The organism is Hydrogenophaga sp. IBVHS2 (assembly GCF_002127215.1).
Lineage (GTDB): Bacteria > Pseudomonadota > Gammaproteobacteria > Burkholderiales > Burkholderiaceae_C > Hydrogenophaga.
The window spans coordinates 77,311-93,494 of the sequence record NZ_NFUT01000004.1 but is presented as its reverse complement, the minus strand read 5'-3'; the positions used below and the strand labels follow the sequence as shown (position 1 = coordinate 93,494).

The window sequence follows — 16,184 nt, the reverse complement described above, 5'->3', positions numbered from 1 at the left end:
CATGAAGCTGCTCATCCTCGACCGCGACGGCACGCTCAACCGCAGCCGCGACGACAAGGTGGCGTCGCCGGACGAGTGGGAGCCCATGCCCGGCGCGCTCGAGGCGGTGGCCCGTCTCAACCACGGCGGCTGGCGGGTGGTGCTGGCCACCAACCAGTCGGGCATCGGGCGCGGTCTGTTCGACATGGCCTCGCTCAACGCCGTGCATGCCCGCATGCAGCGCGAGCTGGCGGCGGTGGGCGGGCGGGTGGAGGCGGTGTTTCTCTGCCCGCACGCGCCGGAAGACAACTGCGACTGCCGCAAGCCCCGGCCCGGCCTGTTCCGTCAGATCGGCCGCCGTTTCGGTGTGCCGCTGGCCGAGGTGCCTGCTGCCGGCAACACCCTGCGCCACGTGACGGCCGCTGCCGCTGCCGGCTGCCCGGCCCACCTGCTGCTCACCGGCCCGCTGGCGGGTCTGGCCAGCGCCGAGGTGCAGGCCCTGCCCGACCTGCCGTCCGGCACCCGGGTGCATGCCGACCTGGCCGCCTTTGCCGACTGGCTGCTCTCCCAACCTGCCGTTTCCAAGAACCCCGCATGATCCTCGTCCACGCCCTCCGCTCGGTCCTGCACCTGCTGTTCATGGCCGTGACCGTGGTGCCGTGGGCGCTGGCGGTGCTGATCGCGGCGCCGTTCCTCAACAGCACGCAGATCTACTGGATGTGCGTGGGCTGGCTCAAGCTGGCGGTGCGCAGCGGCGAGCTGATGCTGGGCATCCGCAACCGCATCAGCGGCTTCGAGAACCTGCCGGTGGGCACCACGGCCCCGGCCATCCTGCTGCTCAAGCACCAGTCCACCTGGGAAACCTTCTGCATGCCCACGCTCATGCCGCATCCGCTGGCTTACGTGTTCAAGAAGGAGCTGCTGTACGTGCCCTTCTTCGGCTGGGCCATGGCCAAGATGGACATGATCCACATCGACCGCAGCAAGCGGGCGCAGGCGTTCAACAAGGTGGTGCAGCAAGGTCAGCGCCTGCTCGACCAGGGCACCTGGGTGATCATGTTCCCCGAAGGCACGCGCATTCCGCGCGGCGAGCAGGGCACCTACAAGACCGGCGGCACCCGGCTGGCCGTGGCCACCGGCGCCCCCGTCATCCCGATCGCCGTGACCTCGGCCAAATGCTGGCCGCGCAAGGCGCTCATCAAGCGGCCGGGCGTGGTGGACTTTTCCATCGGCCAGCCCATCCCCAGCCAGGGGCGGGAGGCCGACGAGCTGATGCGCGAGGTGGAGGCCTGGATCGAGGCCGAGATGCGCCGCCTCGACCCCGACGCCTACGCCGGCTGACGCCGACCGGCACCACCGCCATGCAGCGCTTCCTTCAGCTGGCGCTCGATTTCCTCGGGGGGCCCGACCCGCTGCCCAAGCCCTCAGCGCCGCGGCCCGAGCCGGACGCCCACGCGCCGCCCGCGCTGCCCATGGACGATGTGTTCCAGCCCGCCACCTGGCACCACCCCCGGGCCAACCGGCACATCCGCCTGCGCCACTGCGAGGTGGCCTACGAATTCAAGCGGGCCAGGCGGCGCACCATCGGCCTGAGCGTCGGCCCGGACGGCCTGACCGTGAGCGCCCCGCGCTGGACGCCGGTGGCCGAGGTCGAGGCCCTGCTGCACGACCGTGCCGGCTGGGTGCTGGAGAAGCTGCAGGCCGCGCGCGAACGCCGCACCACGCTCGACCAGGCCCGCATCGGCTGGGCCGACGGCGCCACCTTCGATGTGCTGGGGCAGCCGGTGCGCCTGCTGCTCGACCCCACCCACGCCTACGGGGGCCGCAGCGCCCGCCATGCGCAGTTCGAGGCGCCGCAGACACCGGGCGAGCCGGCCGTGCTGCGCCTGGGGCTGCCGCACCAGGCCACCGAAGCCCAGATCCGCGATGCCGCCCAGGCCTGGCTGATGCGCCGCGCCGAGGCGGTGTTCACCGAGCGCCTGCAGCACTTTGCGCCGCAGCTCGGCGTGCAGTGGAGCCGGCTGCGCCTGTCGAGTGCCGGCACCCGCTGGGGCAGCGCCACGGCCGACGGCACCATCCGCCTGAACTGGCGGCTGATCTTCCTGTCGATGGAGATGGTGGACTACGTGGTGGTGCACGAGCTCAGCCACCTGCGCCACATGGACCACAGCCCGCGCTTCTGGGACGTGGTGGCCAGCGTCATGCCCGACCACCGCGAACGCCGCCAGGCGCTGCGTCAGGTGGCCATGCCGCCGGACGCCTGAGCCGTCACGGCCGCGTCCACGGCTGCAAACCGCCATACCCCGTCATCACCCCGCTGCCGCCGCAGCTGCCCGCCATGCCACAGGCGGTTGAGGTGGGCCACCGCCTCGCCCATGGCGAAGGTGGTCTGGTGCAGGTCGAGCGTGCGCGGGAACAGCACCGGCAGGATGTCGGCCGCGCTGTGCGGGCCGGTGCGGCAGGCGTCCAGCACCTCCTGCAGGCGGTCACGGTGGTGATCGTGCAGCTGATCGATGCGCTCGTGCAGGCCGGTGAACGGCCGGCCGTGCGAAGGCAGCACCAGCGCATCGGCCGGCAGGGCCCGGAACTTGTCGATGGACTGCAGAAAGAGCTTGAGCGCATCGGCCTCGGGTTCCTGGTCGTAGACGCTCACATTGGTGGAGATGCGCGGCAGCACCATGTCGCCGCTGATGAGCACGCCCAGCGCCTCGCACCACAGGGCGATGTGTTCGGGCGCATGGCCGTGGCCGCTGATGCAGCGCCAGGTCTGGCCGCCGATGGCCACGTCCAGCCCGTCCATGAGGCGTGCGAAGCTGGCCGGCACCGCCGGCACCAGGCCGGGGAAGTAGCTGGAGCGCTGGCGGATCTTCGCCTGCGCCTCGGGGTCGGTCAGGCCATGCGAGCCGAAGAACACAGCGGCCGCCTCGGCCCCGAAGCCGCCGATGCCGCCCGAACCGATGCGCGCCACCGCATGGTCGGTGGCCGAGATCCACAGCCGGCAGGTGTGCTGCGGGGTGGTCCAGCGCTCGCACAGCCAGTGGGCCAGGCCGATGTGGTCCGGGTGCATGTGGGTCACGACCACGCGCAGCACCGGCAGGCCCTGCAGTTCGTGCTCGAACACCTCGGTCCATTGCGCGCGCGATTCGGGCTTGTCGATGCAGCAGTCCACGACCGTCCAGCCCTCGATGCCGTCGATGCGGTCGCGCAGCAGCCACAGGTTGATGTGGTCCAGCGCGAAGGGCAGGGCCATGCGGACCCAGCGCACGCCGGGGGCCACCTCCAGCGAGCGCCCGGGGGCGGGCAGGGCGTCGCCCAGGGGGTAGTGCAGCCGGGCTTCCAGCGCGTTGCGTGAGGCATTCATGGTGGTGGATCTGGATTAAGATGCGGCCGGTCTGACGTTGACGTAAACGTCAATCGGCCGCCGCATTCTAGGCACCGCTCCATCCCGCGACTGTCTGCAACCCGACACCCTTCCCGGACCATGGCCTCCAACCCGACCTTCACCATCAGCGATCTGGCGCGCGAGTTCGACCTGACCACGCGCGCCATCCGCTTTTACGAGGACATGGGTCTGCTGCAGCCGCAGCGCGAGGGGCCGGGCGGTCGCAACCGGGTGTACAGCGCACGCGACCGCACCCGCCTGAAGCTCACGCTGCGGGCCAAGCGGCTGGGCCTGTCGCTGACCGAGGCGCGCGAGATCATCGACATGTACGACAGCCCGCGCGACACCGGGCCGCAGCTGCGCAAGTTCCTGGCGGTGCTGGCCGACCACCGCCGCCAGCTCGAGGAGCAGCTGGCCGACCTGATGGCCAACCTGGACGAGGTCAAGGTGCACGAGAAGGAAGCGCGGGCCCTGCTGGCCAAGGTCGAGAAAAAGACCGCCTGATCAGACCCCGCCGGCCTCCGGCCGCAGCCACAGCGCCTGTCCCTGGCTGGCGTCGTTGATGCGCGCCACCAGCGCCGCCGCCGCGTTCTGCGGCACCGAAAACGCCAGGGTCACCGCCTGCCCGTGCTCCACCCCGCCCAGGGTGGCGCCTTGCGCGGTCAGTTCCCGCCGCAGCCAGCCTTCCAATGCATACGGCACGCTGCATCGCAGCGCGGTGAACACGGTGCGCGGCACCTTGCGGGCCTGCAGCAGCGCCTGGGCCACGCTGTCGGTGTAGGCCCGCACCAGCCCGCCGGCACCCAGCAGGATGCCGCCGTAGTAGCGCACCACCGTGGCCAGCACACCGTCCAGGTCCTGGTGGCGCAGCACTTCGAGCATGGGGCGGCCGGCGGTCCCGCCGGGCTCGCCGTCGTCGTTGGCGGCCGAATGGCCGCCGGCCATCAGCGCCCAGCACACATGGGTGGCCGCGGGGTGTTCGGCCCTCACCGCAGCCACGCGTTCCAGGGCCTGCACCCGGTCGGCCACCGGCTCCACCCGGCCCAGGAAACGGCTCTTGCGGATGGTCAGTTCGCTGGTGACCGGGGCTTGCAGGCTGTAGGGCATGGGGTGGGCGGGCAGGGGGCTGCAGCATACCCAAGGCCGGGATGTCCCGGGGGGTGTTTCATTGACGTTTACGTAAACGTCAAACTAGAATCGTCCGTTCATTTCACCCCGCCCTGACCCATGCCTCCCACCGACTTCGTCGTGCGCTCTCCCGACTACGAGCGCCGAGTGCGCGACAGCTTTGCCCGTCAGGGCGTCATGGGCACGCTGGGCGCCCGCCTGCAGCGGGTGCAGCCCGGCGAGGTGGAGATCGCGCTCGACTGGGCGCCCGACCTCACCCAGCAGCACGGCTTCCTGCACGCCGGCGTGGTGTCCACCGCGCTGGACTCGGCCTGCGGGTACGCCGGCTTCACGCTCATGGCACCGGACGCGGCGGTGCTGACCATCGAATTCAAGGTCAACCTGCTCGCTCCGGCGCGCGGACAGCATTTCCGCATGGTCGGCCGGGTGGTCAAGCCGGGCCGCACCATCACCGTGACCGAAGGCCAGGCCTTTGCCATCGACGACGGCCGCGAGACCCTGGTGGCCACCATGGGCGCCACGCTCATGGCCATCACCGGCCGTGCCGACGTGCAGGGCTGATTTCCCTCATTCCCCTTTATCCGGAGACCCGTTCCATGACCCAGCTGCCCGGCCTCAACTTCATGCTCGGCGACGACATCGACGCCCTGCGCGATGCGGTGCGCGACTTTGCCCAGGCCGAGATCGCCCCGCGCGCGGCCGAGATCGACCGCACCGACCAGTTCCCCATGGACCTGTGGACCAAGATGGGCGAGCTCGGCGTGCTGGGCATCACCGTGGGCGAGGAATACGGCGGCGCCAACATGGGGTATCTCGCCCACATGATCGCCATGGAGGAGATCAGCCGGGCCAGCGCCAGTGTCGGCCTGAGCTATGGCGCGCACAGCAACCTGTGCGTCAACCAGATCAAGCGCAACGGCACCGAGGCGCAGAAGCAGAAGTACCTGCCCAAGCTCATCACCGGCGAGCATGTGGGTGCCCTGGCCATGAGCGAGCCCGGCGCAGGCAGCGACGTCATCAGCATGAAGCTGCGGGCCGACGACAAGGGCGGCTACTACGTGCTCAACGGCAGCAAGATGTGGATCACCAACGGGCCGGACGCCGACACGCTGGTGGTCTATGCCAAGACCGAGCCCGAGATGGGCGCGCGCGGCGTGACCGCCTTCCTGATCGAGAAGGGCATGAAAGGTTTCTCGGTGGCCCAGAAGCTCGACAAGCTGGGCATGCGCGGCAGCCACACCGGCGAACTGGTGTTCCAGAACGTGGAGGTGCCGGCCGAGAACATCCTGGGCGGGCTCAACAACGGTGCCAAGGTGCTCATGAGCGGCCTCGATTACGAGCGCGCGGTGCTGGCCGCCGGCCCCATCGGCATCATGCAGGCGGTCATGGACAACGTGATCCCCTACATCCACGACCGCAAGCAGTTCGGCCAGAGCATCGGCGAGTTCCAGCTGATCCAGGGCAAGGTGGCCGACATGTACACCGTGCTGCAGGCCGCGCGCGCCTTCTGCTACCAGATCGGCAAGAACCTCGATGCCCTGGGCGCCGAGCATGTGCGCCAGGTGCGCAAGGACTGCGCCAGCGTCATCCTGTGGTGCGCCGAGGAAGCCACGAAGATGGCCGGCAACGGCGTGCAGATCTTCGGCGGCAACGGCTACATCAACGAGTACCCGCTGGGCCGTCTGTGGCGCGATGCCAAGCTGTACGAGATCGGTGCCGGCACCAGCGAGATCCGCCGCATGCTGATCGGCCGCGAGCTGTTCAACGAGACGATGTGAGTCAGGCTCGGGGAAGACCGCTCGACGACAATCCCGGCATGGACACCCACCTCAAAGACCTGTTCGACCACAACCGCGCCTGGGCGGCGCAGATGGTGGCGGAGAAGCCCAACTTCTTCACCGACCTGCTGGCCCAGCAGAGCCCGCGCTACATGTGGATCGGGTGTTCCGACAGCCGCGTGCCGGCCAACCAGATCACCGGTCTGGCCCCGGGCGAGGTGTTCGTGCACCGCAACGTGGCCAACGTGGTGGTGCCCACCGACCTGAACTGCCTCTCGACCATCCAGTATGCGGTGGACATGCTCAAGATCGAGCACCTGATGGTGGTGGGTCATTACGGTTGCGGCGGCGTGCAGGCGGCCCTCGACGATGCCCGCGTGGGCCTGGCGGACAACTGGCTGCGCCACATCAAGGATGTGCGCGACCGCCACGCCGCCCTGCTCGAACGCCTGCCGGCCGCCGTGCGGCACGACGCCCTGTGCGAGCTCAACGTGATCGAGCAGGTCATGAACGTGGTGCAGACCACCGTGCTGCAGGACGCCTGGGCGCGCGGCCAGACGATTGCGCTGCACGGCTGGGTGTACGGCCTGCGCGACGGCCTGCTGCACGACCTGCTCATGACCGTGAACGGCGCCGCCGGGCTGGATGGGGCGTACCGCGCCGCCGTGGCGGGCGTGGCCACCCGCCGCGGACACTGAGCCGACCAGGAGACCGCCATGTTCCCGCAGCAACTCGACTCCCGGCTGGCCTACGACATCGCCAAGGCCATGATGGACGGCTTCAACCGCCACTACCGGCTGTTCCGCACCGAATCGGCCCGGGCCAAGCACCGGTTCGAGACGCGCGACTGGCGCGGTCAGCAGCGGGCCCAGCGCGAGCGCATCGAGTTCTACGACCTGCGCGTCATGGAATGCGTGCGGCGGCTGATCAAGGAGTTCGATGCCGGCGACCAGCCCATGGACGTGTGGGAACAGGTCAAGCTGCACTACATCGGCCTGCTGGTGAACCACCACCAGCCCGAACTGGCCGAGACCTTCTTCAACTCGGTCACCACCAAGATCCTGCAGCGGGCGTACTTCCAGAACGACTTCATCTTCGTGCGCCCGGCCGTATCCACCGAGTACATCGAGAACGAGGAACCCACCGCGCGCCCGACCTACCGCTGCTACTACCCCACGGCCGAGACCATGGAGGCCGAGGTGCTGCGGCTGATCCAGGATTTCGGCCTGACGGTGCCCTTCGACGACATCGAGCGAGACGCGCGGCTGGTGCTCACCGCCATGAAGCGGCACTTCGACCATGTGAAGCTGCGCGCCAACTTCCAGTTCCAGGTGCTCTCCAGCCTGTTCTTCCGCAACAAGGGCGCCTACATCGTCGGCAAGATCATCAACGGCTTCCAGGAAGTGCCGTTCGCGCTGCCGGTGCTGCACAACCGCGACGACAAGCTGGTGATCGACGCCGCGCTGTTCGGCGAGGACGACCTGCTGATCCTGTTCAGCTTTGCGCGCGCCTACTTCATGGTCGACATGGAGATCCCCAGCGCGTACGTGCAGTTCCTGCGCAGCATGATGCCGCGCAAGCCGCGCGCCGAGTTCTACAACGCCCTCGGGCTGGCCAAGCAGGGCAAGACGCTGTTCTACCGCGACTTCCTCTTCCACATGCGGCACAGCACCGACAAGTTCCGCATCGCCCCCGGCATCAAGGGCATGGTGATGCTGGTGTTCGACCTGCCGAGCTTCCCGTTCGTGTTCAAGGTCATCAAGGACTTCTACCCGCCGCAGAAGGACACCACCCGCGAGCAGATCCGCGACAAGTACCTGCTGGTCAAGCAGCACGACCGGGTGGGCCGCATGGCCGACACGCTGGAGTTCTCCGAGGTGGGCTTCCCGCGCGACCGCTTCACCGACGAGCTGATCGCCGAGATCCAGAAGTTCGCGCCCAGCCAGATCGAGATCTCTGACCGCGACGGTGACGGCACCACCGAGGTCATCCTCAAGCACGTCTACATCGAGCGGCGCATGATCCCGCTCAACATCTACCTGCAGGAGGCTTTCGATGCGCTGCAGGCCAACCCGGACGATGCCCACGCGCGCGGCCAGCTCGAGCGCGCGGTGCTGGAGTACGGCAACGCCATCAAGGACCTGGTGGCGGCCAACATCTTCCCCGGCGACATGCTGTGGAAGAACTTCGGCATCACCCGCCACGGCAAGGTGGTGTTCTACGACTACGACGAGATCGAGTACATCACCGACTGCAACTTCCGCCGCGTGCCCGCTCCCCGCAACGAGGACGACGAGATGTCCGGCGAGGTCTGGTATTCGGTCGCGAAGAACGATGTGTTCCCGGAAACCTTCGGCCCCTTCCTGCTGGGCAATCCGGCGGTGCGCGAGGTGTTCATGCGCCACCACGGCGACCTGCTGGACGTGGCCTTCTGGCAGTCGCACAAGGAACGCATCCAGGCGGGCCATGTGCACGACGTCTTTCCTTACGAGCGCGACCGCCGTCTGCGCGCGCTCTGATTCCCCCACCTGTTTCGCAAGGAGTTCTCCATGTCCGATCCCGTCGTCATCCTCGGTGCCGCCCGCACGCCCATGGGCGCCTTCCAGGGCGATTTCAGTCCCTTGTCCGCGCACGACCTGGGCGGTGCCGCCATCAAGGCCGCCGTGGAGCGCGCCGGCGTGGCGCCGGCCGAGGTGAACGAGGTGCTGTTCGGCAACTGCCTGATGGCCGGTCAGGGCCAGGCCCCGGCGCGCCAGGCCGCCCTCAAGGGCGGACTGCCGCTCTCGGCCGGCGCGGTGACCCTGTCCAAGATGTGCGGCTCGGGCATGAAGGCCGCCATGCTGGCCCACGACATGCTCATGGCCGGCAGCGCCCGCGTGATGGTGGCCGGCGGCATGGAGAGCATGACCAATGCCCCTTACCTCATGCTCAAAGGCCGCGGTGGCTACCGCATGGGCCACGACCGCATCTTCGACCACATGATGCTCGACGGCCTGGAAGACGCCTACGAGCCCGGCCGCAGCATGGGCACCTTTGGTGAGGACTGCGCCGCCAAGTACCAGTTCACCCGCGAGCAGCAGGACGCCTTTGCCATTGCGTCGGTGCAGCGCGCCAAGGCCGCCACCGACAGCGGCGCCTTCGCCGCCGAGATCACCCCGGTCACCGTCAAGGACCGCAGCGGCGAGCGCGTGGTGTCCATCGACGAAGGCCCGGGCAAGGTCAAGCTGGACAAGATTCCGGCGCTCAAGCCCGCCTTCAAGAAGGACGGCACCATCACCGCCGCCAGCAGCTCCTCCATCAACGACGGCGCCGCCGCCCTGGTGCTGGCCCGCGCCTCCACCGCCCAGGCCCTGGGCGCGAAGCCGCTGGCCCGCATCGTCGGCCACACCACCCATGCGCAGGAGCCGAACTGGTTCACCACCGCGCCGGTGTTCGCCACCCAGAAGCTGCTGCAGGCCACCGGCTGGAGCGTGGCCGACGTGGACCTGTGGGAAGTGAACGAGGCCTTTGCGGTGGTGCCCATGGCCCTCATGGCCGAGCTCAAGGTGCCGCACGAGCGCGTCAACGTCAACGGCGGCGCCTGCGCCCTGGGCCACCCCATCGGCGCCAGCGGCGCGCGCATCCTGGTCACGCTCATCCATGCGCTGAAAGCCCGTGGCGGCAAGCGGGGCGTGGCCACGCTGTGCATCGGTGGTGGTGAAGCCACCGCCATGGCCATCGAACTCCTGTAACCCGGACCCGCGCCATGCTGCTGACCGACGACCAGATCATGATCCTCGACGCGGTGCGCGCCTTTGCCCAGGAACAGCTGTGGCCGAACGCGGCCAGGTGGGACCGCGAGCACCACTTCCCGGTCGAGGCCCACAAGGGCCTGGCCGAGCTGGGGGCCTACGGCATCTGCGTGCCTGAAGAGCTGGGCGGTGCCGGGCTGAACTATGTGACCCTGGCCGTGGTGCTGGAAGAAATCGCCGCCGGCGACGGCGGCACCAGCACCGCCATCAGCGTGACCAACTGCCCGGTCAATGCCATCCTCATGCGCTACGGCAATGCCCAGCAGCAGGAGCGCTGGCTGCGGCCGCTGGCCCAGGGCCGGATGCTGGGCGCCTTCTGCCTGACCGAGCCGCATGTGGGGTCGGACGCCTCGGCCCTGCGCACCACGGCCACCCGCACCGGCGACGGCTATGTCATCAACGGCGTCAAGCAGTTCATCACCAGCGGTCGCCACGGTCAGGTGGCCATCGTGATCGCGGTGACCGACAAGGCCGCCGGCAAGCGCGGCATGAGCGCCTTCATCGTGCCCACCGACACACCGGGCTACCAGGTGGCCCGGCTGGAGGACAAGGTCGGCCAGCACAGCAGCGACACGGCACAGATCAATTTCGAGAACTGCCATGTGCCGGCCGAGAACCTGATCGGTGCCGAGGGCGAGGGCTACAAGATCGCCCTGTCGGCACTTGAAGGCGGGCGCATCGGCATTGCGGCACAGAGCATCGGCATGGCGCGCAGCGCCTTTGATTGCGCCGTGACCTACGCCAAGCAGCGCGAGAGCTTTGGCCAGCCCATTTTCAACCACCAGGCGGTGGGTTTCCGGCTGGCCGAGATGGCCACGCAGATCGAGGCGGCGCGCGCACTCACCCTGCACGCCGCCGCCCTGCGCGACGCCGGCCAGCCCTGCCTGAAGGAGGCCGCCATGGCCAAGCTGTTCGCCAGCGAGATGGCCGAACGCGTCTGCAGCGACGCCATCCAGGTGCACGGCGGTTACGGCTATGTGAGCGACTTTCCGGTGGAGCGGATCTGGCGCGACGTGCGCGTCTGCCAGATCTACGAAGGCACCTCCGACGTGCAGAAGATCCTGATCCAGCGCGCCCTGGCCTGAGGGCCTGCCGCCGGCGCGGCAGGTACCATCGCGTCCCATGAACATCATCATCCTCGGGGCCGGGCGCGTGGGCGAAAGCGTGGCCGAGAGCCTGGTGTCGGAGCAGAACGACATCACCATGGTCGACATGGATGCCGCCCGGCTGCGCCTGCTGGAAGACCGGCTGGACCTGCGCGGCGTGGTGGGCAACGGCATACAGCCCTCGGTGCTCAAGGAGGCCGGCGCCAAGGACGCCGACATGGTGATCGCCTGCGCCGCCAACGACGACACCAACCTGGTGGTCTGCAAGGTGGCGCACGATGTGTTCAACATCCCCAGCACCATCGCCCGCCTGCGTTCGCCCGAGTTCGTCGAGGGCGATGCCCTGCTGGGCAAGTCGGGCTTTGCGGTGGACCATGTGATCTGCCCCGAGGCCTCGGTCACCCGCTACATCCACCAGCTCATCAGCTACCCCGAGGCGCTGCAGGTGCTGGAGTTCGCCGATGGCCGGGCCAGCCTGATCGCGGTGCGGGCCGCCCACGGCGGGGCCCTGGTGGGGCACACCATCGGCGAGTTCCGCCAGCGCTTTCCCCAGTGCGAGATGCGGGTGGTGGCGCTCTACCGGCAGGACACCGAGATCGAGGCCCGGCCGGACACCCGCATCCTGGCCGGCGACGAGGTGTTCGTGCTGGCCGACACCCAGAAGATCCGTTACGTGCTGGGCGCCATCCACAACATCGACAAGCCGGTGCAGCGGGTCATGATCGCCGGCGGCGGCAAGGTCGGCCTGCGGCTGGCGCGCAGCCTGGCCGGGCAGTGCGAGGTCAAGATCATCGAGCGCGACAAGCGCCGCTGCGAATACCTGGCCAGCCAGCTGCCGTCGAGCATGCTCATCCTCAACGGCGACGGGGCGGATGAAGACCTGCTGCTGGACGAGAACGTGGGCGAGATGGACATGTTCCTGGCCCTCACCAGCGACGACGAGGACAACATCATGTCCTCCATGCTGGCCAAGCGCCTGGGCGCCAACCGGGTCATGGCGCTCATCAACCGCCGGGCCTATGCCGACATGATGCAGGGCAGCACCATCGACATCGCCATCTCGCCCTCGCAGACGGTGATCGGCGAACTGCTCACCCACCTGCGGCGCGGCGACGTGGCGGCGGTGCACAGCCTGCGCCGGGGCGCCGCCGAGGCGCTGGAGGGCATCGCCCGGGGCGACGTGAAGACCAGCAAGCTGGTGGGCCGCCGGGTGGAGGAGATCCGGCTGCCGCAGGGCACCCGCATCGGTGCCATCGTGCGCGGCGAGGGCCGCAAGTCGGAGGTGCTCATGCCGCACCACGACACCCTGATCGAGCCGGACGACCACATCATCATCTTCATCCCCAACAAGCGGCAGGTGCGCGAGGTGGAGAAGCTGTTCCAGGTCAGTGCCACCTTCTTTGGCTGACCGCATGTACACCCTGCTGCCGGTCCTCTCGGTCTTCTCGCGCATCCTGCTGGCCTTCGCGCCCGCCTGGCTGGTGCCGCTGGGCTGGGCCTGGTTCCTCGATGGCCACCACCATGTGGCGGTGTGGGCCGGCGGCCTGGTGCTCAACCTGCTGTGCGGCCTGCTGCTGTGGCGCTACACCCGGCGCTTCCGGCGCGAACTGCAGGCCCGCGACGGCTTCCTGCTGGTCAACCTGGTGTGGGTGGTGCTGCCGGCCTTCGCGGCCCTGCCGCTGATGTTCACCGTGCCCGGCATCGACTGGGCGCGTGCCTACTTCGAGGCCATGAGCGCGCTCACCGCCACCGGTGCCACGGCGCTGTCGGGCCTGGACGACCTGCCGGTGTCGGTGAACATCTGGCGCTGCTTCCTGCAGCTGGTGGGCGGCCTGGGCATCATGCTGCTGGTGGTGGCCATCCTGCCGCTGCTGGGTCTGGGCGGCGTGCAGCTCTACAAGGCCGAGACGCCCGGCCCCATGAAGGACACCAAATTCACCCCGCGCATCGCCGAGACGGCGCGCGGCCTATGGGGCGTGTACGTGCTGTTCTCGGTGCTGTGCATGCTGGCCTACCGCTGGGCCGGCATGGGCTGGGCCGATGCCTTCATGCACATGTGCACCACCATGGGCCTGGGCGGTTTCTCGTCGTACGACGCCAGCTTCGGGCATTTCGATTCCCCCGAGATCGAGCTGGTGGCCACCGTCTTCATGGCGCTGGCCGGCATCAGCTTCGTGCGCTACTTCGTGGTGCTGCGCACCCGCTCGCTGCGCGTGATCACCGGCGACCGCGAGATCCGAACCTATCTGGTGGTGCTGGCGGTGTCGGTGCTGATCGTCGCCGTGCTGCTGGCGGTGCACGGTGTGGTCGACTCGGTGCCCGAGGCGCTGCGCACCAGCGCCTTCCATGTGGTGTCGCTGGCCACCACCACCGGCTATGCCTCCACCGACTACGCCCAGTGGCCGGTGTTCGCGCCGGTGTTCATGATGTTCCTGGGCTGCTTTGCGTCGTGTGCCGGCTCCACCGGCGGCGGCATCAAGATGGTCCGCATGGTGCTGCTGGTCAAGCAGGCGCGGCGCGAACTGGTGCGCATCATCCACCCGCGCGTGGTCAACCCGGTGACGCTGGGCGGTGCCGTGATGCCCATGTCGGTCATGACCTCGGTGCTGGGCTTCATGCTGATCTACGGTGCCACCACCATGGGCCTGACCATGCTGCTGCTGTTCACCGGGCTGGACATCGTCACCGCGTTCTCGGCGGTGGTGGCCACGGTCAACAACATCGGCCCGGGCCTGGGGCTGGTGGGTCCCTCGAGCAACTTCGGCGTGCTCAACGATTTCCAGATCTGGGTGCTGACCTTCGCCATGCTGCTGGGCCGGCTGGAACTGCTGACCGTGCTGGTGCTGTTCACCGGCCATTTCTGGCGGCGTTGACGGTCGGATGGTGAAGCTGCGTGCCCCCTCTGAAGCCTGCCCCTGCGGCCGTGCCGCCTGGGCCGACTGCTGTGGCCGCCACATCGGCACCGGCGTGCCGGCCCCTGATGCCGAATCGCTCATGCGCTCCCGCTACAGCGCCTTCGTGCGGGGCGATGTGGCCTACCTGCGCGCCACCTGGCATCCTGACCACCGTCCGGCCGATCTGGCGCTCGACCCCGCTGTGCGCTGGCTGGGGCTGGAGGTGCGCGGCCACCGCATCACCGGGCCGGACACCGCCGAAGTCGAATTCGTGGCCCGCTCGCGCATCCAGGGGCGTGGCCAGCGCCTGCACGAGCGCAGCCGCTTCAAACGGCAGGAAGGGCGCTGGCTTTATTTGGATGGCGACATCCTGAACTGAAACCTTTCACGTTGCCGACCATGTTCGATGCGGTGCTGTTCGATTGCGACGGTGTGCTGGTGGACAGCGAGCCCATCACCAACGGCGTGCTGCGCGAGATGCTGAACGAGGCCGGCTGGGCACTGTCCCAGGCCGAGTGCGAGCGCATCTTCATCGGCAAGGCGGTGCGCGACGAACGCGCCCGCATCGAGGCCGAGACCGGCCGGCCCCTCACCGAGGACTGGATGCGCGCCTTCTACGAGCGGCGCAACCAGCGCCTGCAGGCCGAGTTGCAGGTGATCGCGGGCGCGCTGGAGGCCGTGGCCCATCTGCACGCCCTGGTGGGTGGCCGCATTGCCTGCGCCTCGGGTGCCGACAAGGCCAAGGTGGTGATGCAGCTGCAGCAGGTGGGCATGGCGCCGTTTTTTGGCGAACGCATCTTCAGCGGGCACGACCTGCCGCGCTCCAAGCCCGCCCCCGATGTGTACCTGGCCGCCGCCGCCCATCTGGGCGTGGACCCGCGCCGCTGCCTGGTGATCGAGGACACCGGCACCGGCGCGCAGGCCGGTCTGGCGGCCGGCGCCACGGTGTGGGGCTACTGCCCGCATGGCGACGGCCGTGCCTTTGCCCGCATGCCGGTGCACCGGGTGTTCCACCACATGGGGGATCTGCCGGCGCTCTGGCCGGCGGCCTGAGGCGCCGGCTTCAGGCCGCCGGTGTCCCGGACGGCTGCCGCCATTCGGAGGGGCTGCGCCCGGTCCAGGCGCGGAAGGCGCGGGCAAAGCTCTTCTCGTTGCGAAAGCCGGCCGCCTCGGCCACCTGCTTGATCGGGCGGTTGGTGCGCAGCAGCAGCTCGCTGGCGCGCTGCAGCCGCACCTCGTCCTTGAGCGCCTGCAGCGAGGCGCCTTCGGCCTGCAGCTGGCGGTGCAGGCTGCGCACCGAGGTGTGCAGCAGGGCGGCCAGGCCCTCGGCGCTGTGGGTGTCGGCCGGGTGATCGGCCAGCGCCTGCCGCACCCGCTGCACCAGCAGGCGGTCGCGCCGGAACGAGCGCACGGTCAGGGGCAGGGCGCGCTGCAGCAGCTGGTTCATGGCGGCCTCGTCGCGCCGCATGGGCAGGTTGAGGTACTGGGCATCGAACACCAGCGCACCGGCGGGTTCACCGAAGCGGGCCGGCGCCTCGAACAGTGCGGCATAGGCCGCCACATGCTCGGGTGCCGGATAGGGGAAGAGCGCCTGGCGCAGCGGGATGCGGGAGTCGGCATACCAGCTGGCCAGCCCGTGGATGTTGCGCAGCACCGAGACCACGCAGAGTTCGTCCATGGGGCCGGGCGGGCGGTGCAGGGTCAGGGTGATGCGGGCCTGCGGGCCTTGCGCCTCCAGTGCCAGCGTGGCGTCGGGGGCGATCAGGCCGTGGTGGCGGCACCAGCGCCTGAGGGCCAGCCCCAGTGTGGGCGCCGAGAGCGAGGCGCGCGCCAGCATGCCGTAGCTGCCCCAGGGCAGGGGCCGGGCAAAGCAGCCCAGCGCCTCGTCGTCCAGCTCGCGCATGGCGGCTTCCGACACCCGTTCCATCTGCGCCGCGGTGATGCGCCCGGCCGGGTCGTCCAGGCGGTCGGCATCGATCAGGGCCGAGTCCAGTGCAGCGGCAGGATCCATGCCGCGCTGCCGGTACGCCAGCACCATGGCCCGCACCAGAGAAACAGGCGTCAAGGCAGGGCCGCGGAGCAGCGGATCAGGGGTCTCGCTCATGGGCCGGCAGTGTGCCCAAGAG

At 69.0% G+C, this 16,184-nt stretch carries 17 protein-coding genes; 14 read left to right on the top strand and 3 right to left on the bottom strand.

Features of this window, described 5'->3' with window-relative positions:
• Position 1 precedes the first annotated feature (1 nt).
• The 3 genes from gmhB to CAP38_RS11205 are packed head-to-tail and all read left to right on the top strand — an operon-like array spanning position 2 to position 2,243.
• On the top strand, positions 2-577 hold the full coding sequence (gmhB, locus tag CAP38_RS11215) for a D-glycero-beta-D-manno-heptose 1,7-bisphosphate 7-phosphatase (protein ID WP_086121503.1): 576 nt from the start codon (positions 2-4) through the stop codon (positions 575-577).
• A complete protein-coding gene (locus tag CAP38_RS11210; protein WP_086121502.1) occupies positions 574-1,320 on the top strand; it encodes a 1-acyl-sn-glycerol-3-phosphate acyltransferase in 747 nt (248 codons plus the stop codon). The genes gmhB and CAP38_RS11210 overlap by 4 nt, the downstream gene beginning before the upstream one ends.
• Positions 1,321-1,340: 20 nt before the next feature.
• Complete coding sequence (locus tag CAP38_RS11205; protein ID WP_086121501.1) at positions 1,341-2,243, top strand: M48 family metallopeptidase; 903 nt, start codon at positions 1,341-1,343, stop codon at positions 2,241-2,243.
• On the opposite strand, the gene CAP38_RS11200 is transcribed toward CAP38_RS11205, so the two are convergent.
• The gene (locus CAP38_RS11200) at positions 2,216-3,340 is read right to left on the bottom strand and encodes an MBL fold metallo-hydrolase (RefSeq protein ID WP_086121500.1); all 1,125 of its coding nucleotides are present in this window, start codon (positions 3,338-3,340) and stop codon (positions 2,216-2,218) included. The genes CAP38_RS11205 and CAP38_RS11200 overlap by 28 nt on opposite strands.
• A gap of 120 nt (positions 3,341-3,460) precedes the next feature.
• Here CAP38_RS11200 and CAP38_RS11195 point away from each other — a divergent pair, with 120 nt between their 5' ends.
• Positions 3,461-3,865: a MerR family DNA-binding transcriptional regulator gene (locus tag CAP38_RS11195; RefSeq protein WP_086121499.1), complete on the top strand. Its 405-nt coding sequence runs from the start codon at positions 3,461-3,463 to the stop codon at positions 3,863-3,865.
• On the opposite strand, the gene CAP38_RS11190 is transcribed toward CAP38_RS11195, so the two are convergent.
• Positions 3,866-4,468 carry a YigZ family protein gene (locus CAP38_RS11190; RefSeq protein ID WP_086121498.1) on the bottom strand — a complete coding sequence of 201 codons (603 nt, stop codon included), beginning with the start codon at positions 4,466-4,468 and terminating at the stop codon, positions 3,866-3,868.
• 120 nt (positions 4,469-4,588) lie between these two features.
• On the opposite strand from CAP38_RS11190, the gene CAP38_RS11185 reads away from it, so the two are divergent.
• From CAP38_RS11185 to CAP38_RS11140, 10 genes are read left to right on the top strand one after another with little or no spacing between them, the layout of a single operon-like run.
• Positions 4,589-5,050: a PaaI family thioesterase gene (locus CAP38_RS11185; RefSeq protein ID WP_086121497.1), complete on the top strand. Its 462-nt coding sequence runs from the start codon at positions 4,589-4,591 to the stop codon at positions 5,048-5,050.
• 35 nt (positions 5,051-5,085) lie between these two features.
• Positions 5,086-6,267 (top strand): isovaleryl-CoA dehydrogenase, encoded by a 1,182-nt coding sequence (locus tag CAP38_RS11180; RefSeq protein ID WP_086121496.1) that lies wholly within the window; start codon positions 5,086-5,088, stop codon positions 6,265-6,267.
• Positions 6,268-6,305: 38 nt separating this feature from the next.
• The gene (gene can / locus CAP38_RS11175; RefSeq protein WP_086121495.1) at positions 6,306-6,965 is read left to right on the top strand and encodes a carbonate dehydratase; all 660 of its coding nucleotides are present in this window, start codon (positions 6,306-6,308) and stop codon (positions 6,963-6,965) included.
• Positions 6,966-6,983: 18 nt separating this feature from the next.
• Positions 6,984-8,786 carry a bifunctional isocitrate dehydrogenase kinase/phosphatase gene (aceK, locus tag CAP38_RS11170; RefSeq protein WP_086121494.1) on the top strand — a complete coding sequence of 601 codons (1,803 nt, stop codon included), beginning with the start codon at positions 6,984-6,986 and terminating at the stop codon, positions 8,784-8,786.
• A gap of 30 nt (positions 8,787-8,816) precedes the next feature.
• Positions 8,817-9,998 (top strand): acetyl-CoA C-acyltransferase, encoded by a 1,182-nt coding sequence (locus tag CAP38_RS11165; protein WP_086121493.1) that lies wholly within the window; start codon positions 8,817-8,819, stop codon positions 9,996-9,998.
• A gap of 14 nt (positions 9,999-10,012) precedes the next feature.
• Positions 10,013-11,143 (top strand): acyl-CoA dehydrogenase family protein, encoded by a 1,131-nt coding sequence (locus CAP38_RS11160; protein ID WP_086121492.1) that lies wholly within the window; start codon positions 10,013-10,015, stop codon positions 11,141-11,143.
• Positions 11,144-11,180: 37 nt separating this feature from the next.
• Complete coding sequence (gene trkA, locus CAP38_RS11155) at positions 11,181-12,572, top strand: Trk system potassium transporter TrkA (protein WP_086121491.1); 1,392 nt, start codon at positions 11,181-11,183, stop codon at positions 12,570-12,572.
• 4 nt (positions 12,573-12,576) lie between these two features.
• A complete protein-coding gene (locus tag CAP38_RS11150; RefSeq protein ID WP_086121490.1) occupies positions 12,577-14,037 on the top strand; it encodes a TrkH family potassium uptake protein in 1,461 nt (486 codons plus the stop codon).
• 16 nt (positions 14,038-14,053) lie between these two features.
• Entirely contained in the window at positions 14,054-14,437 is a 384-nt protein-coding gene (locus CAP38_RS11145) for a YchJ family protein (RefSeq protein ID WP_373271414.1), read from the top strand.
• 20 nt (positions 14,438-14,457) lie between these two features.
• Positions 14,458-15,111 carry an HAD family phosphatase gene (locus CAP38_RS11140; protein WP_086121488.1) on the top strand — a complete coding sequence of 218 codons (654 nt, stop codon included), beginning with the start codon at positions 14,458-14,460 and terminating at the stop codon, positions 15,109-15,111.
• Positions 15,112-15,121: 10 nt separating this feature from the next.
• On the opposite strand, the gene CAP38_RS11135 is transcribed toward CAP38_RS11140, so the two are convergent.
• Positions 15,122-16,162: an AraC family transcriptional regulator gene (locus CAP38_RS11135; RefSeq protein ID WP_086121487.1), complete on the bottom strand. Its 1,041-nt coding sequence runs from the start codon at positions 16,160-16,162 to the stop codon at positions 15,122-15,124.
• Positions 16,163-16,184: the final 22 nt, after the last annotated feature.